At 66.3% G+C, this 21239-nt stretch carries 20 protein-coding genes; 6 read left to right on the top strand and 14 right to left on the bottom strand.

The annotated features are described in order from the left end of the window. Positions 1-45: 45 nt before the first annotated feature. Genes Pmi06nite_RS33815 through Pmi06nite_RS33825 form a run of 3 tightly spaced genes read right to left on the bottom strand, consistent with a single transcriptional unit; the run spans position 46 to position 3973 of the window. Positions 46-1056: an ABC transporter permease gene (locus Pmi06nite_RS33815; protein WP_203957254.1), complete on the bottom strand. Its 1011-nt coding sequence runs from the start codon at positions 1054-1056 to the stop codon at positions 46-48. Beyond that, the gene (locus Pmi06nite_RS33820) at positions 1053-2537 is read right to left on the bottom strand and encodes a sugar ABC transporter ATP-binding protein (RefSeq protein WP_203957255.1); all 1485 of its coding nucleotides are present in this window, start codon (positions 2535-2537) and stop codon (positions 1053-1055) included. Before Pmi06nite_RS33820 ends, Pmi06nite_RS33815 begins: the two co-directional genes overlap by 4 nt. Next, positions 2534-3973, bottom strand: coding sequence for an aldehyde dehydrogenase family protein (locus tag Pmi06nite_RS33825; protein ID WP_275409630.1), 1440 nt, complete (start codon positions 3971-3973; stop codon positions 2534-2536). The genes Pmi06nite_RS33820 and Pmi06nite_RS33825 overlap by 4 nt, the downstream gene beginning before the upstream one ends. A gap of 129 nt (positions 3974-4102) precedes the next feature. On the opposite strand from Pmi06nite_RS33825, the gene Pmi06nite_RS33830 reads away from it, so the two are divergent. Together Pmi06nite_RS33830 and Pmi06nite_RS33835 are read left to right on the top strand one after the other, a co-directional pair. Then, complete coding sequence (locus tag Pmi06nite_RS33830) at positions 4103-4822, top strand: IclR family transcriptional regulator (protein WP_203957257.1); 720 nt, start codon at positions 4103-4105, stop codon at positions 4820-4822. Positions 4823-5280: 458 nt separating this feature from the next. After that, positions 5281-5670, top strand: a complete 390-nt coding sequence (locus Pmi06nite_RS33835) for a hypothetical protein (protein WP_203957258.1) — start codon at positions 5281-5283, stop codon at positions 5668-5670. Positions 5671-5737: 67 nt separating this feature from the next. Here Pmi06nite_RS33835 and Pmi06nite_RS33840 read toward each other — a convergent pair whose 3' ends face one another. The 3 genes from Pmi06nite_RS33840 to Pmi06nite_RS33850 all read right to left on the bottom strand — a co-directional run bounded on the left by Pmi06nite_RS33840 (position 5738) and on the right by Pmi06nite_RS33850 (position 8046). Continuing rightward, positions 5738-6109 carry a hypothetical protein gene (locus tag Pmi06nite_RS33840; protein ID WP_203957259.1) on the bottom strand — a complete coding sequence of 124 codons (372 nt, stop codon included), beginning with the start codon at positions 6107-6109 and terminating at the stop codon, positions 5738-5740. A gap of 14 nt (positions 6110-6123) precedes the next feature. Next, positions 6124-7002: an FHA domain-containing protein gene (locus tag Pmi06nite_RS33845; protein ID WP_239114386.1), complete on the bottom strand. Its 879-nt coding sequence runs from the start codon at positions 7000-7002 to the stop codon at positions 6124-6126. A 399-nt stretch (positions 7003-7401) separates the two neighbouring features. Then, complete coding sequence (locus Pmi06nite_RS33850) at positions 7402-8046, bottom strand: hypothetical protein (RefSeq protein ID WP_203957260.1); 645 nt, start codon at positions 8044-8046, stop codon at positions 7402-7404. 160 nt (positions 8047-8206) lie between these two features. Between Pmi06nite_RS33850 and Pmi06nite_RS33855 the strand changes: the two genes are divergently transcribed. Continuing rightward, the gene (locus Pmi06nite_RS33855; protein WP_203957261.1) at positions 8207-10276 is read left to right on the top strand and encodes a sensor histidine kinase; all 2070 of its coding nucleotides are present in this window, start codon (positions 8207-8209) and stop codon (positions 10274-10276) included. Between the two features lie 179 nt (positions 10277-10455). Here Pmi06nite_RS33855 and Pmi06nite_RS33860 read toward each other — a convergent pair whose 3' ends face one another. After that, positions 10456-11127, bottom strand: coding sequence for a response regulator transcription factor (locus tag Pmi06nite_RS33860; protein WP_203957262.1), 672 nt, complete (start codon positions 11125-11127; stop codon positions 10456-10458). 856 nt (positions 11128-11983) lie between these two features. Here Pmi06nite_RS33860 and Pmi06nite_RS33865 point away from each other — a divergent pair. Next, a complete protein-coding gene (locus tag Pmi06nite_RS33865) occupies positions 11984-12652 on the top strand; it encodes a sigma-70 family RNA polymerase sigma factor (RefSeq protein ID WP_203957263.1) in 669 nt (222 codons plus the stop codon). A gap of 295 nt (positions 12653-12947) precedes the next feature. On the opposite strand, the gene Pmi06nite_RS33870 is transcribed toward Pmi06nite_RS33865, so the two are convergent. The 6 genes from Pmi06nite_RS33870 to Pmi06nite_RS33895 form a co-directional block, all read right to left on the bottom strand. Next, positions 12948-14309, bottom strand: coding sequence for an MFS transporter (locus tag Pmi06nite_RS33870; protein ID WP_203957264.1), 1362 nt, complete (start codon positions 14307-14309; stop codon positions 12948-12950). 108 nt (positions 14310-14417) lie between these two features. After that, a complete protein-coding gene (locus tag Pmi06nite_RS33875) occupies positions 14418-14798 on the bottom strand; it encodes a nuclear transport factor 2 family protein (protein WP_203957265.1) in 381 nt (126 codons plus the stop codon). Positions 14799-14899: 101 nt separating this feature from the next. After that, entirely contained in the window at positions 14900-15373 is a 474-nt protein-coding gene (locus Pmi06nite_RS33880) for a GNAT family N-acetyltransferase (RefSeq protein ID WP_203957266.1), read from the bottom strand. Between the two features lie 65 nt (positions 15374-15438). Next, entirely contained in the window at positions 15439-16383 is a 945-nt protein-coding gene (locus Pmi06nite_RS33885) for an NADP-dependent oxidoreductase (protein ID WP_203957267.1), read from the bottom strand. 73 nt (positions 16384-16456) lie between these two features. Beyond that, positions 16457-16726 (bottom strand): hypothetical protein, encoded by a 270-nt coding sequence (locus Pmi06nite_RS33890; RefSeq protein ID WP_203957268.1) that lies wholly within the window; start codon positions 16724-16726, stop codon positions 16457-16459. 64 nt (positions 16727-16790) lie between these two features. Beyond that, the gene (locus tag Pmi06nite_RS33895; RefSeq protein ID WP_239114387.1) at positions 16791-17663 is read right to left on the bottom strand and encodes an NADP-dependent oxidoreductase; all 873 of its coding nucleotides are present in this window, start codon (positions 17661-17663) and stop codon (positions 16791-16793) included. 1174 nt (positions 17664-18837) lie between these two features. On the opposite strand from Pmi06nite_RS33895, the gene Pmi06nite_RS33900 reads away from it, so the two are divergent. Continuing rightward, positions 18838-19227 (top strand): hypothetical protein, encoded by a 390-nt coding sequence (locus Pmi06nite_RS33900; RefSeq protein WP_203957270.1) that lies wholly within the window; start codon positions 18838-18840, stop codon positions 19225-19227. 363 nt (positions 19228-19590) lie between these two features. Here Pmi06nite_RS33900 and Pmi06nite_RS33905 read toward each other — a convergent pair whose 3' ends face one another. Further along, positions 19591-20187, bottom strand: coding sequence for a hypothetical protein (locus Pmi06nite_RS33905; RefSeq protein WP_203957271.1), 597 nt, complete (start codon positions 20185-20187; stop codon positions 19591-19593). Between the two features lie 312 nt (positions 20188-20499). Here Pmi06nite_RS33905 and Pmi06nite_RS33910 point away from each other — a divergent pair, with 312 nt between their 5' ends. After that, the gene (locus tag Pmi06nite_RS33910) at positions 20500-21132 is read left to right on the top strand and encodes a TetR/AcrR family transcriptional regulator (protein ID WP_203957272.1); all 633 of its coding nucleotides are present in this window, start codon (positions 20500-20502) and stop codon (positions 21130-21132) included. The last annotated feature ends 107 nt before the right edge of the window (positions 21133-21239 follow it).

A 21239-nucleotide genomic window follows, 5' to 3' on the forward strand; every position in this document is an offset into this window, starting at 1 on the left:
AGGGCGTAAGAGAGGAGAGTGTGAGGGACCGGTGCGGCGGAGGAGTCAGGTGTTCTGCCGTTCGCCTCGGCGCACGAGGATCGCGACCGCGATGATGAGCCCCTTCAGCACCTGCTGCCAGTAGCTCTGCACGTCGTAGAGGCTGAGCAGGTTGTCGATGAGCCCGAGCAGAACGACACCTGCGAGGGTGCCGCCGATGGTGCCGCGTCCGCCCGACAGGCTGGCTCCGCCGATCACGCAGGCGGCGATGGCGTCGAGTTCGAAGCCCTGGCCGACGCTCGGCTGCGCGATGCCGACCCGGGAGGCGAGGATGACGCCCGCGACCGCGGCGCACAACCCGGACAGCGCGTACGCGAGCACCAGGTGACGCTGCACCTTGACGCCCGCGAGCCGCACCGCCTCCCGGTTGCCGCCGATGCCGAGCAGCGCCCGGCCCGCCGACGTCCGGTTGATCAGGACCCAGCCCAGCGCGAACATCACCAGCGTGATGATCGCCGCGATCGGGATCGGGCCGACATTCTGCGAGCCGAGAGTCAGGAAGTCCGGCGAAGTCGGGGTGATCGGGGTCTTGGAGTAGACGTAGGTGAGGCCCCGGAACGTCGTCATGGACGCGAGGGTCACCACGAACGGGGCCAGCGAGAACCGCGCGACCATGACGCCGTTGACCGTTCCGCACAGCACGCCGACGACGATCGCCACGAGGATCGCCAGCGGCAACGGCAGCCCGCTCACCAGGCCGGCCGACATGATGCCCGTCAGCGCGACCACGGATCCGACCGACAGGTCGATCCCTCCGGTGAGGATCACCAGCAGCATGCCGAGGGCGAGCAGTCCGGTGGAGACCATCTGCCGGAGCAGGTTGGTCATGTTCCCCTCGGTGAGGAACGAGTCATTGGTGACGCCCGCTACCACGACGATCGCGACCGCGGCGCCGATCAGCACCAGGACGGTCGGCGACGGGACGGCCGCGCGCCACCGGGCGGACGCCGGTGCCGTGACCCCCGCCGCCTCACCCGAAACCGTGTCCAGCACCGCTGATGTCTGCTGCTCCGTCATGCCGCGACTCCCACCGAATGCGCGAGGACCTCGTCCTCGGTCGTATCCGCCGAGCCGACCTCGGCGACGAGCCGTCCGCCGCGCATCACCAGCACGCGATCCGTGGCGCCGAGGACCTCGGTCAGGTCGGAGGAGATCAACAGGATCGCGACCCCCTCCCGGGTCAGCTCGTCGATCATGCGGTAGATGTCGACCCGGGTGGCCATGTCGACCCCGCGGGTCGGCTCGTCCAGGATCAGCACCCGCGGCCGCGTCAGGAGCCACTTGGCCAGCACGACCTTCTGCTGGTTGCCGCCGCTGAGATGGCGGACCGGCATCTCCGGACGTGGCGGGTGGATGCCCAGCCGCTCGATCATGTCCTGAACGTTCGCGGCCCGCCGCCTGGTGTCCAGCAGGCCCGCGCGTGAGATCCGGGCCATCGTCGCGAACGTCGTGTTGTCGGTGACGTCCATGCCGAGGACGAGCCCGCTGTGCTTGCGGTCCTCGGTGACAAGCGCCACCCCGGCGCCGATGGCGTCGCCGGGTGTGCGGAACCGCGTAACGGCGCCGTCCAGCTCAACCGTCCCGGACGTCGGCCGGTCGGCGCCGAACACGCACCGAGCGACCTCACTGCGGCCGCTGCCGACCAGTCCGAACATGCCGACGATCTCGCCCGCTGCCAGATCGAACGAAACGTCGTCGAACACTCCGTCCCGGCTCAGGCCCCGCACGCTGAGCAACGGCTTGCCAGGCTCGGGCACCCGGTCCGGGTAGATCTGCTCCAGCCGGCGCCCGGCCATCAACGCGATGATCTCGTCCTCACTGGTGCGGGCCGGGGTGAGCGTATCCACCACGCGGCCGTCCTTGATGACGGTGATCGAGTCGGAGATCTCCATCACCTCGGCCAGCCGGTGCGAGACGTACAGGATCGCGACGCCACGCTCCCGCAGCCTGCGAATCAGGTCGAAAAGCCGGTCGAGGTCGGTGCCTGCCAGCACGGCGGACGGCTCGTCCAGCACGAGCATCCGCGGCTCGACCGCCAGCGCCTTGGCGATTTCCACCATCTGCTGGCGCGCGACCGACAGCCTGCCGGCACGCACGCGCGGATCGATGTCGGCGAACCCGATCTCCTCCAGCAGCGCCCGCACCCGCGCGTGCGCCGCCGACCAGTCGACCAGGCCGCGTTTGGTGGGCAGCGCCCCCAGCAACACGTTCTCTGTCACCGTCATCTGGGGCACGAGGCTGAGCTCCTGGTAGACGGTCCGGAACCCCAGACCCTGCGCGTCCTCGGGGCCGCGCAGGGTGAGCGGCTCGCCGTCCAGCAGGATCTCTCCGTCGTCCAGCGGCACGGCCCCCGCCAGCACCTTGATCAGGGTCGACTTGCCCGCGCCGTTCGCGCCCGCGATGGCGAGAACCCGCCCGCCCTCGGCGGTCAGGTCGACGCCGTGCAGGACCTCGACGCCGCCGTATCTCTTGCGGACGCCCCGCAGTTCCAGCTTCATGCCAGGCCGTCCATGACGATGATGGTCTTCTGCTCGGTCATGTCGAGCAGAGTGTCGTGCAGTCCCTCGCGGGCTCCGCCGGTCAGCTTCACGCCGCCGAACGGAAGGTTCTCCGCGCGCAGTGCCGTGGAGCCGTTGATCACGACGCCCCCGACCTGGAGGCGCCGGGCCACCGAGAAGGCCCGTCCGATGTCCCTTGTGAAGATCGCCGCCTGTAGCCCGTAGGCGGACTCGTTGGCCAGTCGCACCGCCTCCATGGCGTCGGTCACCCGCAAAAGCGGTGCGACGGGCCCGAAGATCTCCTCGGCCACGGCCTCCGCATGTGGTGCGACGTCCACCAGCACGGTCGGCGGCACGAACGCCCCGTCCCGGGGTCCGCCGACCACGACGCGTGCGCCGTCATTTACGGCTGCCCGAATCGCCTGGTCCACGGCGACGGCGGCAGGCTCCGTGATCAGCGGGCCGACGTCGGTGGCCTCGTCCAGTTGGTCGCCCACGACCAGCTTTCCGGCCTGCGCTTCCAGGGCCTCAGCGAACGCGTCGTACACACCGTCCTCGACGTAGACGCGCTTGACGGCGCAGCAGATCTGTCCGTTGCCGCGCGCCAGCCGCCCGAGCACGACGGCCTCGGCGGCACGCTCCACGTCGGCGTCCGCACACACGATCAGCGCGTCGTTGCCGCCGAGTTCCAGATGGGTCCGCTTGAGTGTCCCGGCGGCGAGCTCGGCCAGGGCCTTGCCCGCGGCGGTGCTGCCGGTAAGGCTGATCATCTGCACGCCGTCGGCCGACGCGAGGAACCGCGCCAGCTCCGGGCCGCCGGGGACGATCTGGTGCGCCGCCTCGGGGAACCCGGCCGCCTCGACGATCCGGCCGATCTCCATCAACGTGAGCGGACACTTCTCCGGCGGCTTCACGATCACCGCGTTGCCCGCCGCCAATGCCGCTGCGGCCTTGTGCGCCCACAGCTCGACCGGGTAGTTGAACGGGACGATCGCCGCGACCACCCCGATCGGCTCCCGGACCGTTACCGCCAAGTGGTTCTCAAGACCGGGGACGGCGTCCAGCGGGATCTGCCGGCCGAAGATCCGGGTCGCCTCCCCGGCGAACCCGCGGAAGATCCGGACCGCGGCTGCGATCTCCTCGCGGGTTTGCCGGATCGGCTTCCCGTTCTCGGCGGCCAGATCCCGGGCCAGTTCCTCGGCCCGCGCCTCGATCCCGTCTGCGACCTTGGCCAACAGCCGTGCCCGCTCGTGCGAGGGGGTCGCGGCCATCGCGGTCCGGGCGTCCTGGGCCGTCCGGACCGCCGCGCGCGCCTCGTCCTCGGTCGCGACCGGCATCTCGCCCAGCACGGCGCCGCTCCCAGGGTTGTGAACAGGTAAAGCTCGTCCGTCGGTCAACGGATTTGTCAACGTATAGCTCCTTGCCGGTCGTTCCACTATGTAGAATCACACTTCGTATGGTGGAATTGTCAGCACAGTAAAACGGAAGGAAAGGGGCTGTCAATGGGTTACGAACCAGCCGAAAACGTGCGTCACAGCGGCCGGGCTTCATCGGCTGGCAACGCGGTGACCAAGACGCTCAACGTGCTGGAGGCCGCCGTCGCAGGACAGGGACCGCGCCGACTCGCCGATATCTGCGTCGAATCAGGCGTGCCGAAAGCCAGCGTGCATCGCATCCTCGCGACACTCACCGACCTCGGCTTCATCACCAGTGAGGGCGGCGGCAGCTACCGCGCGGGCCCCCGCATGCTCGCCCTCGCCGAGGAGGTCAAGGCCGCCAGCGCAACCGGCATCGGCGACGTCCTCACCCGGCTCTCCCGGGATGTGCGCCAGACCGTCCACCTCGCGCTGCACAGCGGCGACCACGCCGTCTACGTCCACAAAGTCGAGGCCGACCAGCCCTACCGGATGGCCTCCCGCGTCGGCATGCGCCTGCCCCTGCACTGCACGGCCATCGGGAAATGCATCCTGGCGCACCTGCCGGAGGACGAACTGGTGTCCATCGTCGCCAGTGCGGGAATGCCCGCGAAGACGTCCGAGACGATCACCGACCTCAAGCGGCTGTCCGTAGAGCTGGCGCAAATCCGCGAACAGGGCTATTCCATCGACAACGAGGAGAACGAGAAGACCATACGGTGCATCGGCGCCCCCGTCTTCGACCGCACCGGTGCCGTCGTCGGCGGCGTCAGCATCTCGACGGTCGCCTTTCTCCTGCCCCGCGAGGAGTTGCTCACCTTCGCACCCGTCCTGCAAACGGCTGTCGCCTCTCTCACGAACCTTCTCTAATCGCAGCGCAAACACATTCAGGGAAAGCGCCGGCCACCGAGACTCGACCGTGAAGGCCCAATGGTCGCGCAGCGCCATTGGCGTGCTTGGAACTTCACTCAGCACCGCAGCACAGGTCAGGAGCCATCTTGCGCAGGTGACGCTGAACGTCTTTCGTGCGCCCAGCGGCGCAGGAGTTGAAGCCGCCTCCGTGACAGCGACTGACCTGTATCTTCGTAAGCCCGCCATCGCTTGCCGATGTGAATCCGGTCCGAGCCACTGCCGGGATCCCCGATAGCAGGGGGCCGGCAGTTTCGTATGGAAACCCCGTGATGCGAGATGCGGTTAGACCAAACGCGCGGTTCAGGGAGCGTGCCGAAATTTGATTCGACACCTCGACGCTCAGAATAGATGAAGCTCTATGGCAATGATCCAGGGGCAACGGCTGAAGCAACTTCTGGCCCAACATCGAATTCCTCGTGGCCACGGAAATATCGCTTTCAAGGCCCATCCTCCCGAAGCTCACGGGTCCGAAATACTCGAAGCTCATCGCGGACGCTCTAGCCAACGAGACAGTAGAGAACGAGCCGATCTGGGCGGACGGGGAACCATTCGAGGTGCTCGACACGATCTCCGCAGCGTTCCCAACCGAGCCCACGCTGACCGTCTCCCTGCTCGCCCTCGCCGACTGGCTACGCAGCCAGAGCCTCAATGCGGGTAGGTGCGCGTTCGCGCGGAGACGAGTCCCCGACAGCATTGAAGTTCGGCCCCTGAACGGGACATTCGGCACGGGCAAGATAAGCATTGCGAACGAACTTGCCCGGCCAATTCCTAAGGCCCGCTACTTTGATACCGAGCAGTTCGGCTAAATGCTGAAAACCGTCTCGAATCGGCACGACCCGCGTCATCCGCGATGGCACCTCGCTGGTATTGGACTCAATCCGCGAGCATGTGCAGGATGGGAGCTCCGAGCGCCCCCAGCCAGCCCGCCAGAGCCATCAGCGGCCCGCGCAAGGACTCCCCCATCGCGGCGATCGCCCCCGCCGAGGTCAGGGCCTCGGTCAGCCGGGCCAGGCGGGTTGCGATGCTCTGACGATCGGGTCGTGCGCGGTCCAGTTCGGTCTGTACGGCCTCTGCCTCGGCCGCTTCGGACGGCAGACCGAGGGCATGGAGCCGGGTTACCAGCGACGCGGCCCACTCACTGGGCTCCCCGCCGAGGAACGTGCCCTGCTGGCCGCCCTGGATGGTCTGGTCGCCGCCCACGTTGTTGATGTTGACGGCCTGCTGGTTGCCGATATTGAAAGTCAATTCCGTCCTCCGACTCATCCGCGCTGAACCGAGTTCCAGCTGTGCCGTGGGTCGCTGTCCACTTTCTTGCCACGCGCGGCGGCGATGATGTGCATGATCAATGCAAGCAAGAAGAGCATTACGCCGACCGCCACGATGACGTACCCGATCCTCTCGACCGACGATGCGTTTCTCATCGCCTCGATTGCAGGGCCGTAGCCCTTGCCGAGGTCCGGTATGTCCGGTATATGGTCAGGCCCTGAAGTCCTAAGGGAGTCCCAACCTTCAATGGACGCATCGGCGGCGATCCTCACGGCCTGATCTTCAAGGTGTGTCCCCCAGAGGTAGACCAAGCCTCCGCTGAACGTCAGCGCTAGGCTCAGCCAGATCAACCGCAGAGAACGGGTGCGAGCCGCCGCGACCTCCCTGAGGAAGCTCTCCCGCTGCTGGGGATAGTGGTTGTACTGGTCGCGGCCCACGTTGTTGATCTGGCCGCCTGCCTGCCGGTCGATGTCGAAGCGGACCGGCGGCTCCTGCGCGGGCCGGGCGGGCGGGATCATGCCGGTGCTCCCAGGCACCTCGTACCGTGCGCGGACCATGCCGAACTGGACCACGTCGCCGTCGTGCAGGACCCGGGGCCGCCGTACCGGTTCGCCGTTGACCGACGTGCCGTTGCGCGATCCCAGGTCCTCAACACTGGTCTGGCCGCCCGTCTGGCTCAGCGCGGCGTGGATGAAACTGAGATAAGGATCGTCGAGCCGTAGATCGGCAGCCTGCCCTCGGCCGAGCGACCGCCGTCCGGGGCTCACAGGAAGCACCGTACCCGCAAGCTGCGACGGATGGATGACGACCAGTCGGGGATCATCTGATGACATTGTCATGCCGTCTCCTCGGCGACCGGCGGCGAAATCCATGGTGCGTCGTCCGAACGCATTCCGCCAGCCTTTTCAGACTCGGCTTCGCGACAGTTTCTCTCGGTTTGGTCGTTCCGGAGAAAGAGTTTTCCGGAACCGGGGAGGGCGGGGTTGCCGGAATTTCTGTCGCGAATCCGGAAACGATTCCCGCGATCGTGTGATCGAGTAAGGCGATGTTGCTTGTATCGGTTGCTGTAGTGCACCACGAGGCGCGATGTGACCGAGCGGAGGTGAAGCCCGGGAACGGGAAATCCTTTCCCTTGCCGTCCCGTAGATGAAACCCCAGCCAGCTCCGAGCCCGAACATCGGCGGCTGAAAGCCAGGCCTAGCGCGGCGAAGCGCGCATCCAGGCCATGAGGGTCAGCCTGCCGATGGTGGAGGCGTCGTCGCCAACGGTGTTCAGGCGTCCGATGCTGCTGGGAGCACGTCGGCGACGGTGCGACGGCGGGCGAGCATGGACCAGCCGATCGGCACGAGGGCGAGTACCAGGGCGATGTCGCAGGCGACGGCCAGAGATTCGATGCGGGCTGGGCGGGAGGCGATGAACAGGACTCCGCCGAGCACGAGCAGCGCCGCGGACCAGGTCGACACCATGCGGGTACGCCAGAGCAGGATCCCGGTGGCGACCAACGAGACCGGGACGAGCCAGCCCCACGGGAGGAAGGCGAAGAAGGTGACCGCCGAGACGTCCGGCAGCGCGCCCTCCATGACGTCGGCGAGCAGGTCCTTTCCGTACACGGCCAGGTACATGGCCTGAAGGTTGAACAGGGCACCGGCGGTGAAGCCGATGACGGCGATGGCGCCGAAGATCGGCCCGATGCGGGGTGCCCTCGGTTCGACCATCCGGTAGATGCCGACGAACGCGATCGCCAGCGCGAAGGTCGACCAGATGCCGATCATCCCGCCGACGACCCCATCGTTGATGCCGTTCTCGGTGAGGAAGGCGATGGTGCTGCCGAGCAGCAGCAGGGGGCCGGCGACCGTGGCCAGGCCGAAAACGCGGGACGCGGCCGGGCTCAGGATGCCTGAGACATCGATGCTCATGGTTGCTCCTTGTGTGTAGTGCCCATGTCCATCAGCCTCGCCGCCGCAGGACGGGCCGACCAGCGGGGCTGACCGACCAACCGTTGGTGCGGCCAGCCGTACCCCGATGGTGCGGTCGGCTCCTCTATCAGACCGACGCGCGAGCGCCGATACTCGGGGGATGGAGCAGCGCGACGTGCGGTGGCTGCGGGCGGTGACCGCTGTCGCGGTGGCCGGTACGGCCGTGGTGGTGGCGGCGTTCACCGCGATGCTGCTGCGGCAGCGGTCGGTCGAGGTGCAGTACGGGCTTTTCCTGTTCCAGAACGGGCCGTCGGCGGTCGTGTTGCTGTGGATGGGCCGCTTGGTGCTGCGCCGGCAGCAGCGCAACATCGCAGGGTGGGTTCTAGTCGCCATCGGCGTCATCCAAGTACTGCATACGGTGGTCTCGGTGTGGGCCGACATGGAACTGGTGGCGGCCGGGTTCACGGCACCGGTGACCCAGATCGCGGAAGGGCTGGCACCCGCGGATCTACCGCCGGCCGCGGCGATCCCTCTGTGGGTGACCGGCTGGTTGTGGGTGCCGGCCCCCGTGCTGGCCGCCACCGTCCTACTGCTCGCCTTCCCCGACGGCACGCTCTCCGGCCGGGCCTGGCGGCCCATCGTGGGGGCAGCCACCACGGGCGGGGGTCTGCTCATGGTGGCATTCGCCATCGACAGGTGGCCGACGGCCGGCTGGACCACTCCAGAGGGGGCGCCGGCCATCGTGCGTATCCTGCTCGCCCCGGGAGGACTGCTGGTCGCCGTCGCGGTCGCCGCCAGCATCGGCAGCCTCCTGCGGCGGTGGCGGCGGGCGGGCGGCACACAGCGGCAACCGTTCCGGGTGGCGGGCGTGACCGCCATCGGGTTCGCGGCCATCGCCGTCCTCACCTACCCCTGGCAGCACATATGGATCCCCGCCATCCTCGTCAGCTTCAATCTGTTGATCGTCGGCTACGCCCTCGCGGTGGCCCGATACCGCCTGCACGACCTGGAACCAGTACTCGGCCGCGCAGCGGTGGCTGCCGTAGTCTCGTTGCTGGTCGCCGCAGTCTGTGCCACAGTCCTGATCGGCGCGACCAGCCTGGTCGGCCAGCGCGTCGACAGCCGACTGCTGACGCTGGCCGCCGCGGCCGCCGCGGCGCTGCTCGTCGAGCCCGCCCGCCGGCGGACCCGGAAGCTGGTCGACCAGCTGATCTTCCGCCGAAGCGCCGACCGCACCGAGGTGATGTCGCGCCTGGCCGCCCACGCCAACGCGGCCTCCGCGGCCGACGTCCTGGCCGAGGTGACCGGGCTGCTCGTGCGCAGCACCGGGGCCGCGCGAGCCGAAGTACACCTCGCGGCCGACCCGTATCCCCCATCGACGGATACCGCGGCCGCTTCCCAACTGCCGGTACTTCGGGCCGCCGTGCAGCACCAGGGCGAGACCTTCGGCGAGGTACGCCTCTACGCGACCGCGCGGGCCGACCTCGTCCCCGACGCGCCGCAACTGCTCAACGACGTCGCCCACACCCTCGGCATCGTCCTGCGCAACGACCGGCTCACCACCCAACTCCAGGCCCAACTCGACGAACTGCAGGCATCACGCCGACGCCTCGTCGAAGCCCACGACCACGCACGCCGCGGACTCGAACGCGACATCCACGACGGCGCCCAAACCCGCCTCATCTCCCTACGGATACGCCTCGCCACACTGCGCGCCCATCTCGACCGAGACAGCGACACCCTCCGGCTCACGACCGAGCTCGACGACATCGGCAACGATGTCGACGCAGCCGTGCGATCACTCCGCGCCCTCGCCCGCGGACTCCACCCGCCCCTGCTCGAACAGGCAGGGCTTACCGCCGCGTTACGCGCCCATGCCCGCGACCTGCCCGTTTCCGTATCGGTCACCGCGCGAGGGGTCGACCGCTACCCCCGCGCCATAGAGGCAGCGGCCTACTTCTGCTGCCTCGAAGCCATCCAGAACGCCATCCGCCACAGCAGCGCCACCACCATCACCATCGACCTCACCGCCGACGACAGCCGGCTCTGCTTCCAAGTCGGCGACAACGGCATCGGCTTCGATCCCACCCGCACGCTCGCCGGCACCGGCCTCGCCAACATCGACGACCGACTATCCGCCCTGGGCGGCCAGGCACACATCCACTCCAGACCCGGCCGTGGCACCCGCGTCAACGGCGCCATCCCCGCACAGGCGCTCACCGGCGCCTAAGACGCTGCGGCGTGTTCATGACGGTTGCTCTGGCCCTGGTGGCAATACGGTGTGCCGCGCACTGCTGTCGCCGTAGTCGTAACCGCCTGCCCGTGGCCTCGCCCAGGGCTCGCCTCTCTCGGTGTTCGTACTCCCCGGCAGGGGTGTGCTCTCCCGTGTTCTGGAGAATGGCGGCTCCGTTACGGGTTCTGTGACGAGAGGTAGAGCAGGACGGCTTGGACTCGACGGTGTACCCGGGTGTCGTCGGGGTCGAGGTTGAACTTGGCCAGTAGTGAGGTGATGTGCTTTTCCACGGTTCGTTCGGTGAGCACCAGCCTGTTCATGATTGCGGCGTTGGAGAGGCCAGTGGCGATCAAAGCTAAGACTTCCCGTTCGCGTGGAGTCAGCCGAGCCAATGGCGACGACGCCTGCCGAGTGCGGGTTTGCACGAGTGCGTCCACGACATGCGGATCCAGGAAGGAACCGCCGGCTGCTACGGATTCGATGGCGTTGCGAATCTGTGCGGCGTCACCGACGCGTTCTTTGAGCAGATACGCCCGTCCGGAGGCTCGAGCGGCGAACAGTCTCAGCGCCCATTCCGGTTCGAGGTGTTGGGACAGCACCACGACGCCGATTTGGGGATGCGAGTGGGTCAGCCCCTCAGCGAACCGGATCCCTTCGTCCTGGTCGCCGGGCGGCATCCGCACATCGGTGACGACGACGTCGGGAAGATATTCGTCGACGGCTGCGGTCAGCTCCGGCAGGTTCGCCACGCTGGCGACGAGATCGACGTAGTCCTGGGTGGCGAGCAGCAGCCGCAGGCCCTCACGGATGAGGTAGCTGTCCTCGGCTACCACGATGCGGATCCGCATAATAGGCAACACCGTAGTACTAAGAAATAACCCTTGAGTTCGTTGGGCTCGTTATGGGGGTTGAGGAACATCGGAACGAAAAGTGGCACTTAGGTCACGTGATCATGGTTCTTAACGTGACTGGCCGCTCCGATGTGCTGGACTCCCACCGGCCGGGGTGACGCAAGGTACTTAGCGAGCATCCTGAACTGCGAGAACAGGTTCCCAGTCGTTGCCATGGCACGAGATGCCGGACTAATCCGTGACGTTTAGAGCGTCTGCTCCAGCACCTGCGCCGCGGCGAGCATAAGCCGTCCTTCGGTGTCGAGATCCCCGAAATACGGCGGGTTGAGATCGTCGTAGCTCACTCCGGACAAGCGGGAACGACGCCACGATGGCGGGTCGCACCTGCACCGCACGTCGAACGCTGGGAACGCATGTCACCCGGGCGTCCGTATCACCTCAACGCCCAGTCCCGGGCCGGTTTGATCAGCACCCTTGAGGCCTACCGGAAGGGCGTGGAGCCTGATGGTCTCGCTGAGCGTGTACATCACCTCGACGTGAGGGGTAAGCCAAGCCGGCTGCACAACTCCACGAACAGCCGCCCCATTGGCGAGATTGGACGATTGCGTCCACTATGCTAATGCCTAGCGGATTTCGTTACAACAACTCGCTGTAACGATCAGGAAAAGACGATCATCAGTGTTCGTCCGTGAGAACTGGTCCGCTATCTGGTGTGCACCCCGCGTAAGCACGGCCAGCTGTCGCCCGACGGCGATCGATGGACTGAATCGTCCAGTTTGTTGCTCAGGTGCCGCGTGGGAGTGACCTGACCAGCGTGTGCGCGGCTTGTGATGCTCTGGCGAAAGAGGAGGCAGTGGACCCAGAGACTGATCGGGAGAACCGCCGATGGGTGCGTGATCTCGCTGCTGCCGGCCCCGTCAGAGAGGCGGCATGCAGGGAGCTGTATCCGTTGCTGCTTCGCGTCGCGAAGTCTGAGGCACGTCGGCGTGCGCCGGTCCTAGAGCTGGACGGCCCGGAGCTCGAGGACATTGCTCACCAGGCCGCCGCTGACGCGTTGATGGCCATCGGCGAGCGTCTGGATAGGTTCCGGGGTGAGGCAAGGTTCACCACGTGGGCGAGCAAATTCGTGATCTTTAACGTGGCCACCAAGATGAATCGTCACTTCTGGCGTCGCCACGAGGTCCCCTACGATCAAGAGGATTGGTCCAGGATCGCCTCGAGGTTCGACGTGGGCCCCGACGACGAGGCGCAAGTCCGGGAGTTCGCGGCGGCGGTCTCGACCGCGGTCGAAGAGAATCTGTCGGAGCGTCAGCGCATTGTGTTCGTCGCGACGGTCCTCAACGGCATGCCGATGGATGTCCTGGCTGACGAGCTGGGCTCGACCCACAACGCGCTGTACAAGGTGCTCTTCGACGCCCGGAAGAAGCTCCGCGCTGCGCTGGTGGCGAGTGGCTACCTGCCCCCTACGCCACAGATGACCGCACGCGACTCGACACCGTTGTCCGATGGGTCGAGCGCGTAGTCATCGCGAGCGATGACGTGGTTGCAGGGCCACGGGTAGCGCCGTTGGCCCGGATCGTCGGTTCGGCGGCACATGCGTCGGAGCCGGGCCTGATGGGCATCGCGCCGACGTGGCGGACGACCATCGGGCCGCCGGACCCAGGGTGAAGGCGAGCACCGGTGCCTGAGGTCGTGGACGGTGCGTGTGCAGGCATCGCCGATCGCGACAGATGCGTACACCGGCCCGCGGCCGCTACGGAGATAGCGCGTGATGCACACCCCCGGCGGGCGATCGACGAGCGCTGGCGGGGCTCTGCTCAGGGTCGAGTGAGGTCTGGATGACGGTGAGGTTCGTCATGATTACTCACGTGCCGGCTGATTCCGCTCGTGTCGGGGTGCGGGTTGCGTGCAGCGAGGACGGTGAACAGGGTGGCGACGATGGCAAGGCCGCCGTAACCGAGGGCGAGCTGCGGTAGCGAAAAGGTTCTCGAGAGTTCCCCGGAGATGAGGCTGGGGAAGGCAGCGCCGCTGTAGCAGAGGAGGTAGATCGCGCTGAAGATCGGTGCCCGGTCGGCCAGGGTGCTGCCGTGCAGCAGGCCGCGGGTGGCGGCGCTGATGGCGATGCCTTGGCTGGCGCCCGCGACGATGGTTGCGGCGATGAACAGCACCAGTGTGCCGGTGGCGATCGCTGTGATGATGCCGATCCATCCGGCCAGGAAGATGCTCATGCCGAGGCGTTGGGCGGCCGCGGATGTGAACCGGCCGCCGAGGGGAGCACCGAGAATGCTGGGAGCCATGTAGGCGGCGAACACCAGCCCGAGGATGAGCGAGCTGTGGGTATGGAGTTGATCTTCGACCAGTGCGGGCACGAAAGCTTGGTAGAAGGCCCCGGTCGCCCAGGTGGCCAGGAACACCGCCGCAGCGACAGGGAGCAGATGCCTGACCCGGGCCGGTAGCCGGACCCGGGGACGCAGTGACAACCAAGCGCCCGGCGACGGAGTTGCCGTCTCCGGGCTTACGGCGACGAGTGCGGCAGACAGGAGGAGGAAGCCGACGGCAACCAGGTAGATGAGCTCGCGTGGCCAGGGGCCGAACTGGACCAGGGCTCCGGACGCGATGGCGCCGACGGCGAGGCCGAGCATGACTGTCTGGCTGGAGGCGACGGAGGCCAACCAGGCCGGCCTGGCCGGTGCGGCATCGACGATGTAGGAGGTGAGGCTGCTGCTGGCCAGCCCGGCACCGAGGCCCATCAGGAGCCGGCCGGCGATCAGGATGCCGATGTCGTGCACGTTCAGCAGCAGCAGACAGCCCAGCACAAGAAGGCCGAGGCTCGCGATCGAGGTGGGTCGGCGGCCCAGATGATTTGACAGCCGTCCCATCATCAACAGTGTGGTGAGAGTGGCAGCGGAGTAGGCGACGACGGTCATCGAGATACCGGCGTTGGTGAACCCGTCCTCGGCCCGGTAGATGTTGAAAAGCGGGATCGTCGAGCCCACCGCGGCAAACGCGGCCACCAGGGAGAGGACCGCAGATACGAATGCCAGCCGGAGCGTTCTGCCCCGACGAGCCTGGTTGAGCGCTGGTGCCCCGTTTTGCATCGAGCCGTGCCTTTCCATTGTTCTGAACCACCCCGGAGTCTCTGGAGGCTTCGGATTGCGCACGTCGACGTAGCTGCGCACCGTGGAGGTGTCGGTGAGCCAGGTCCGCTCTGAGCCGATGTCGGTCGTGGACGCTCCGGCCTGCTTGAGCGCGTCCTGGGGGTGTCGATTCCGCTGATCTTGTTCGGGTCAGGCGCCCGGGGCGATCGCGCAGGCGGAGACGCAGACCCAGGCGCCCTCACGCTTCTGGTACACGTCCGTGTACAGCGCTTCTTGCTCCACTCCATCGGCGATCATGGTGTATGCGGCGCGGCCGTGGATGAGCGCAACATCGCCGAGGATGCGGATCTTGGCTTCGCGCAGTGCGAGATCCTTGAAAGGGCGCGGCTTAGCGATGTACTCGAGGTACTCGTCGCGGTTGCGGGTGACGCCCGGTGTCTGCACGATGAAATCGTCAGCAAGAAACTCACTGAAGCGCTTGGCATCGCTGGCCTGATCCGCATGGTTGTAGTCGAGGTTAAGCTGCTCGAGGATCGCCAGATCTTCGGTGGACTGCTTGGTGTCGTTCATTTTCTTGTTCCTTCTATATGCGTTTCGGCGTTCGCTGCAGGTGGGTTGTCGTTTCGGTGCCGTGTACGCGGTGCAGCTAAGGATGCTGAGCCGCCGGACGGTTACGCCAGGTCGCGCTGGAACGCGGTGAGCTCCTCGTCGTGACCGACTTCCGCGGGTTCATGCTTGGGGTGGGCGCCGGAGCCAGGACGGACCTTGTCGATGAGGTCGGCGTACTCGGGGTTGCGGTCGATGAACTCCCCCACGAACGGGCAGATGATGGTGATCTTCTTCCTGCTCTCGCGGATCTCGTCCAGCACGCGAGCTACGAGCTCCGTGGCCACCCGATTTCTGCGGTACGCGGGGTCGACCCAGGTCGTCAGCAGCACAACACGGCCGCCCACGAACCGGTACGTGAGTTCGGCGATCGTGTCGGCGCCGAGGGTGGCGATCCATCGGCCGTGCTCGGTGTCGTTGATGACATCGAGCTCCCAGCTGGATTCCACCTCGCTGGGTTCTGTCTGGTCCAGAGCAGCAATGAGCGCTGCGTTGTTCTCTTCGCGGGTGGCCGCCTCGGCCTCGAGATTGATCGTCATTGTCGCGCTTTCTGTCGGGGGAGCCAAGAAGTGGGCTTTGGGCAACGGGTGTTGCCTCCGCGTCCTTATGGACGAACGCGGATGATGGTCTTTCCCTTGATCCGCTCGGTCGGGTTGAAGGCAGCGACGGCGTCGTCCAGGGCCGCGACGGTGCCGATGTTCGTTCGCACTCGTCCGTCCCGCACCCGCTGGGCGATCTCATTCAGTTGAGAGCGGTCGGACACGACGACGAAGTCGATCGCCAGGCCGTCCGCAGGCCGTGCTTCCGGTGGTCCGGTGACGGTCACCAGCGTTCCCCCGGCTCGAATCAGACCTGTAGACCGCTTCTGGATGTCGCCGCCAAGGACATCGAAAACCAGGTCGACTCCGCCGACATCTTCCAGAGTGTCGCTGTCGAGGTCGACGAACTCGTGCGCGCCGAAGTCGAGCGCGGTCTGCCGGCCGATGGCGCGGCCGGTCCCGATGACGTGGGCGCCGGCCTCACGTGCGAGCTGGGTTGCCATCGAGCCGACAGCGCCGGCCGCGCCGTGCACGAGGACGTTCTGGCCGGCCTGAAGGTGGCCGTGCTCGAACAGACCTTGCCACGCGGTCAGGCCGGTCATCGCGACGCCTGCGCCGACCGTGAAGTCAATATCGTCCGGCAGCGGCGCGAGATTGCGTGCCTCGACGACTGCGTACTCTGCGAGGGTGCCGTCGCGAGTCCAGTCCGTGAGGCCGAACACCCGCTGTCCCACCGACAGGCCGGTGGCGCCATAGCTGAGGGCGGTGACCACACCGGCTACCTCGTGTCCGGGGATCGACGGCGTGCGGTCACGGCCGAGGCGATCGATCCAGGTCGAGGGCCACTCCAGCTCATTCCCTGTGAATCCCGACGCATGAACTTCAACGACGACATCGCCGTAGTTCGCGCCCTCAAGACTGGCGAGCCTCGCCGCATCCGGATCAGGCCGCTCCACCAGCTTCATCCCGGCCGTTCCCGCGGACCGGTTCGTCACCACGATCGCTTTCATTGAATACCTCTCTGCAACAGTGCTCACAGACACCCGCCACGTCGTAATGAGGGTCTGTGTTGTCTCCGCGTCCTTATCGGCGAACGCCGATGATGCCCTTGCCCCAGACCGGCTCGGTCGGGTTGACGGCGACGACGGCATCGTCGAGAGCCGCGACGGTGCCGATGTTCGTCCGCAGCCGACCATCCCGGACCCGCTGAACAACTCGAGCTACGTCTGAACGCCGGACGGCTACGTCAGGTCGTGCTCGAAGGCGGTGAGCACCTGTCTGGTCCAGAGCAGCGGTGAGCGCTGCGTTGTTCTCTTCGCGGGTGGCGGCCTCGACCCCGAGATTGATCGTCATTGTCACGGTTTCTGTCGGGGAGCCAATAGGTGGCCTTAGAAAATCGGCTGTGGCCTCCGCGTCCTTATGGACGAACGCGGATGATGGTCTTTCCCTTGATCCGCTCGGTCGGGTTGAAGGCGGCGACGGCGTCGTCGAGCGCCGCGACGGTGCCGATGTTGGTCCGCAACCGACCATCCCGGATCCGCTGGACGATCTCACCCAGCTGCGCGCGATCGGCCTCGACGACGAAGTCGACCGCCAAACCCTCCGCCGGCTGCGCTTCGGGCGGGCCGGCGATGGTCACCAGCATTCCGCCGGCTCGAACGAGGCTCGCGGACCGCTTCCCGATGTCGGCGCCGATCACGTCGAAGACCAGATCGACTCCCCCGACGTCGTCCAGCGAGTCGTTGTCGAGGTCGACGAACTCCTGCGCGCCGAAGTCGAGTGCGGTCTGCCGATCGGCGGCACGTCCGGTGCCGATGACATGGGCACCGGCCTCTTTGGCGAGCTGGGTCACCAAAGAGCCGACTCCGCCGGCCGCGCCGTGCACGAGGACGCTCTGTCCCACCTGGAAGCGGCCGTGCACGAATAGTCCCTGCCACGCGGTCAGGCCGGAGATCGGCAGGCTCGCGCCCACCGTGAAGTCGACATCGCCCGGCAGCGGCGCAACGTTGCGCGCCTCGATGGCTACGTACTCGGCCAGGGTGCCGTCCCGAGTCCAGTCCGCGAGGCCGAAAACCCGCTGTCCCACCGACAGCCCCCTCGTGCCATAGCCGAGCGCGCTGACCACACCGGCAACCTCGTGGCCGGGGATCGACGGCGTGCGGTCGCGGCCGAGGCGATCGGTCCAGGTTCCGGGCCACGTCAGCTCGCCGGGGGTGAATCCCGACGCATGTACCTCAATGAGGACATCGTTCACCGCCGCCTCCGGCTCGGGCCGCTCGACCAGCGTCATCCCGGCCGTCCCCGCGGCCTGATCCGTCACCACAATCGCCTTCATCCGGCGCCCCCTGTATCCAATCCTCGCCTGCATGACATTTTTGGTTCACCAGTGTTCGTGGCACCTAGACCGCGGCTTCTTACGCTGATCGATAGGGCTTGTGGCGCAAGAGCGTCGTTGCCTATGCGCCTCCGTAGGCGCTCGTGTGCGAAGAGCCCGTTCTACTGCACCCTGCAGAGCTTCGTGCCTAGAGTTCTCCGGGGACATAGAGGTCCAGCGCTACTGCCTGCGGACCGAGGCCACCAGGTCGCCTTGGCCCGCTTCCCCTGCGGGCGGGTCGACGGCACACGGGGTGATCAGGAAGGTGGAATGTGCGCGGGCACGCAACTTGGTTGCGGACAGGCTGGTTGCTTTGTCATGGTGTCCGCCATGGAGCTTGAGCCGGGCATCGATCCGGACCGCCACCACGACTCGGGACGGTGGTTGGCTCGGTTCGCCGGCCGAATCCTCGTAGTGTGCCCGCGGTGCGGTGGGTGTGCCGTCGTCGTTCCCCGGCCGGGTCTTCCTGAACTCAGATTCTTCAGTGAGCTGTTGTACCGGCCGCGCCGTCTGACTTGCGGGGAGTGCGGCGCCGTCGCCGATTGGACACCCGAGCTGCGGGGGACCGGGTTGGTCGGCGTGGCATTGGGCGGCACTGAGGACCCGTTCTTCCGTCGACCTCTGTGGCTGCAGACCCGTAGTGTCGGCCAAATTCTCTGGGCCTACAACGAGGAGCACGTCAACGAGCTGGCGGCCTACGTTGGCGCCCGGTTACGTGAGCGCGGCGGTGCTCGGCCGACGAGGGCCATGTTCGCGCGATTGCCACGATGGATGAAGACGTCAGGCAATCGCTCTGATGTCCTCGCCGGCTTGGAGAGGCTGCGAGTTCTCGCCAAGCGGTCGACGCCCGCCGACCGGTCCGACGTCGCGCATGAGCGCGGCGACCGTCCTCGGCCACACAAGAGCATGTATTTCCGGGGTGGTCCTTACTAGGCATGAGGTTCAGAGCCCGAGTCACAGCCACACGGTGACATCCGGGACGGAACCGCAGCCTCGCAGGAAGTAGGCTCTGATCACCATTACAGTCCTTATGAGGCACACGGCCAGACGCCCAGTGCCTAGGCAGACTGCGAGCCCCCCAAGAGGTCCTGTGGCTGAGGCAGTGAAGAACGAGCGTATGTCGCTCGCGGTTAAGAGCGCCCAGTTCATCATGATCGTCCAAGGGGCGCTGGGACTCTTGTCCGGCGTGCTGCTTATCGCTCCGCTAGCGGCATTGGGCGGTAAAGGTGATGTCCTGACATCACTGGTTCTCGGCCTCAGCGTTGTGATCGCAGTGCTGATCGGCTGGTGGGCAGGCAAGTGGATCTCGCGGAGAAGACGGGTCAGGATCGCCGCGCTTGGACTCGAGTGCCTCATGGCTCTCACCTACGTCTCCGGACGTACGCTCGACCCCCCTCCCAACATGTACAGCCTGGTCCTGCCCGTCGTCGTACTCCTTCTGTTGCTCCTACCCTCTGCCAAAGCGTGGTTCGACCGCTGACCCGGTAGGGAAGGGCTGCGCTCATCAACCACTGGCCCGCGGTGTGGGAGTTGAGCAGCAGCTACGCCCGTCAAGCCGCGGGTGAACCGCCTGATCGTCGTGCAATTAGCGTGCAATTAGACAGGGGGACGAGGGGTCAACCACGGTCACTCACGACCGGCCTGAAGCCCAGCTCAGCGGCCCTATGAGCCCTGATCCATACACTTCCCAAGCTGACAGCGCGGGTTCGATTCCCGTCACTGGCTCTCAGCGTGATAGTCCAGATCGGATACGAAGCCTGGGCTTTCTTGATCGCCTTGGCCCAGATCTTGGTGGAAGCGCTCCTCCTGAGCTGGGCACGTACTCGCTTACGAAGCCAACCCGTCAGTCATCGCCGGCCTTCCTACCCTTCACCCATACGGGCGGCGACCACATGCACGGTTCCTCTTCTTCTCCTATAGTGCTCACCGCGATCTCTGCCTCATCTCGCGGTGAGACCTCGAAGTAACCGTCATAGAACGGTTCGGCGAAATCGCGGCCGATCGACTCCGCGAGCCACGACGCGAAGGTGATGTCCTGAGGGAAGAGCGCATGATCCAAGCAGCACAGATTGGGGTCCCATCCCCACATCGCCCCCTCGGGGTCGCGGCAATCTAGCAGTGACGCGATTGCACACCCCCAGTCCAACAACTGGATCATGCCCGCCCGCCGTCCGCAAGGCTCGGCACGAAACGCCACAGCCGATTCAGTGACGTCCGCGAAAATGTCGCTTTTCCAAAAGTCATAGCCCCGTACACCGATGATGCCACCGCGAGGACCGAAACCTCCGTTTCCCACCTCCAGATACAACCGCCGCAGCAGCGAAGGAAGCGGGTAACCGATGGCCTCTTCAGCCTCAGCGACGGCCTCGGACGGGGCCACCGGTAGTACATCGGGCCCAGGGTCTGACCGTATCGCTTTGAAGATCTCATCCTCGGTCATGATCGGCACTCCGCGTGCGGGGACTGTTGGAAGTCGGTCGGACAATCGACTGAGTATGGCCAGCCTGCGGTGAGGCCGTCATCCCAATTCGTGGGAGCCACGCTGGGAGCCGCCGGGGCGTACGACGGCGGATCGGGCCGTACGGGTCTGAACAGGCGCAGTGTCGTCGACCAGCGCCGCGAACTGATTCGGACGCTGTTGGAGATCGTTTGGGAACCTTCCTGCACGGAGTGCGAGCCCCTGCTACCACGTAGGCATCTGTAGCCACGCGCGAACGGTAACGAGTTGCCCGATCGGTAACATGAACCCGTGATGACCACCGCTGACTCGCACGATGGCAGACGCCTGACGGCGCGCGGCGCGAAGACGCGGGCAAGGATCGTCGCCGCGGCAACCGAACTGATGTACATCCAAGGAGTCGGGGCCACCACGCTTGATGACGTGCTCGCGGCGAGCGGAGTGAGCAAGTCGCAGTTGTACCACCACTTCGACGGCAAGGACGCGCTCGTGCGGGCCGTCGTTGACCACGTGGGAGAACGCATCATCGAGCGCGAGCGCGAAGCCCTCGGCCATGTCTCGACGATCCGGGGCCTGCGACGCTGGCGGGACGCGTTGGTCCAGAACAATGCCCTTCGACATGGTGCCTACGGCTGTGCGCTCGGCTCGCTGGCCTCCGAGGTCTCCGATCACGACGCTCTCGCACGCCAAGCCCTGTCTCAACTGTTCACCGAATGGCAGGGACTCCTGGCAGGCGTGTTGCGACGGCTTCAAGACGGTGGTGCGCTTGCGCCCGAGGCGTCGATAGACCAGCTCGCGACCGGGCTCATGGCCGCCCTCCAGGGCGGGTACATGCTGGCCCAGACCGCGCGCGATGTCACACCGATGGCAACATCAATCGACATGGCACTTGCGTACATCGAGAGCCTTAGCCCGTCTGGGTCATAGGAGTCCAGCAAGACTCCCGGTCGGATCTTGTGAAGGTCGGCCCGGCTCATCCGCAGCACCTCGAGTTGTACGCCGTGATGTGCCCAGTCGAAGTGATCGACGACTGT

It is taken from the genome of Planotetraspora mira, assembly GCF_016863275.1.
In the GTDB taxonomy this organism is placed as follows: Bacteria; Actinomycetota; Actinomycetes; order Streptosporangiales; family Streptosporangiaceae; genus Planotetraspora; species Planotetraspora mira.

Excerpts from the sequence above, each read along its gene's own strand:
- Pmi06nite_RS33815 (WP_203957254.1), bottom strand. The coding sequence starts at position 1,056 with ATGACGGAGCAGCAGACATCAGCGGTGCTGGACACGGTTTCGGGTGAG.
- Pmi06nite_RS33820 (WP_203957255.1), bottom strand. The coding sequence starts at position 2,537 with ATGAAGCTGGAACTGCGGGGCGTCCGCAAGAGATACGGCGGCGTCGAG.
- Pmi06nite_RS33845 (WP_239114386.1), bottom strand. The coding sequence starts at position 7,002 with ATGGATTTCGCCGCCGGTCGCCGAGGAGACGGCATGACAATGTCATCA.
- Pmi06nite_RS33850 (WP_203957260.1), bottom strand. The coding sequence starts at position 8,046 with ATGAGCATCGATGTCTCAGGCATCCTGAGCCCGGCCGCGTCCCGCGTT.
- Pmi06nite_RS33855 (WP_203957261.1), top strand. The coding sequence starts at position 8,207 with ATGGAGCAGCGCGACGTGCGGTGGCTGCGGGCGGTGACCGCTGTCGCG.
- Pmi06nite_RS33860 (WP_203957262.1), bottom strand. The coding sequence starts at position 11,127 with ATGCGGATCCGCATCGTGGTAGCCGAGGACAGCTACCTCATCCGTGAG.
- Pmi06nite_RS33875 (WP_203957265.1), bottom strand. The coding sequence starts at position 14,798 with ATGAACGACACCAAGCAGTCCACCGAAGATCTGGCGATCCTCGAGCAG.
- Pmi06nite_RS33880 (WP_203957266.1), bottom strand. The coding sequence starts at position 15,373 with ATGACGATCAATCTCGAGGCCGAGGCGGCCACCCGCGAAGAGAACAAC.
- Pmi06nite_RS33885 (WP_203957267.1), bottom strand. The coding sequence starts at position 16,383 with ATGAAAGCGATCGTGGTGACGAACCGGTCCGCGGGAACGGCCGGGATG.
- Pmi06nite_RS33890 (WP_203957268.1), bottom strand. The coding sequence starts at position 16,726 with ATGACGATCAATCTCGGGGTCGAGGCCGCCACCCGCGAAGAGAACAAC.
- Pmi06nite_RS33895 (WP_239114387.1), bottom strand. The coding sequence starts at position 17,663 with ATGACGCTGGTCGAGCGGCCCGAGCCGGAGGCGGCGGTGAACGATGTC.
- Pmi06nite_RS33905 (WP_203957271.1), bottom strand. The coding sequence starts at position 20,187 with ATGACCGAGGATGAGATCTTCAAAGCGATACGGTCAGACCCTGGGCCC.
- Pmi06nite_RS33910 (WP_203957272.1), top strand. The coding sequence starts at position 20,500 with ATGACCACCGCTGACTCGCACGATGGCAGACGCCTGACGGCGCGCGGC.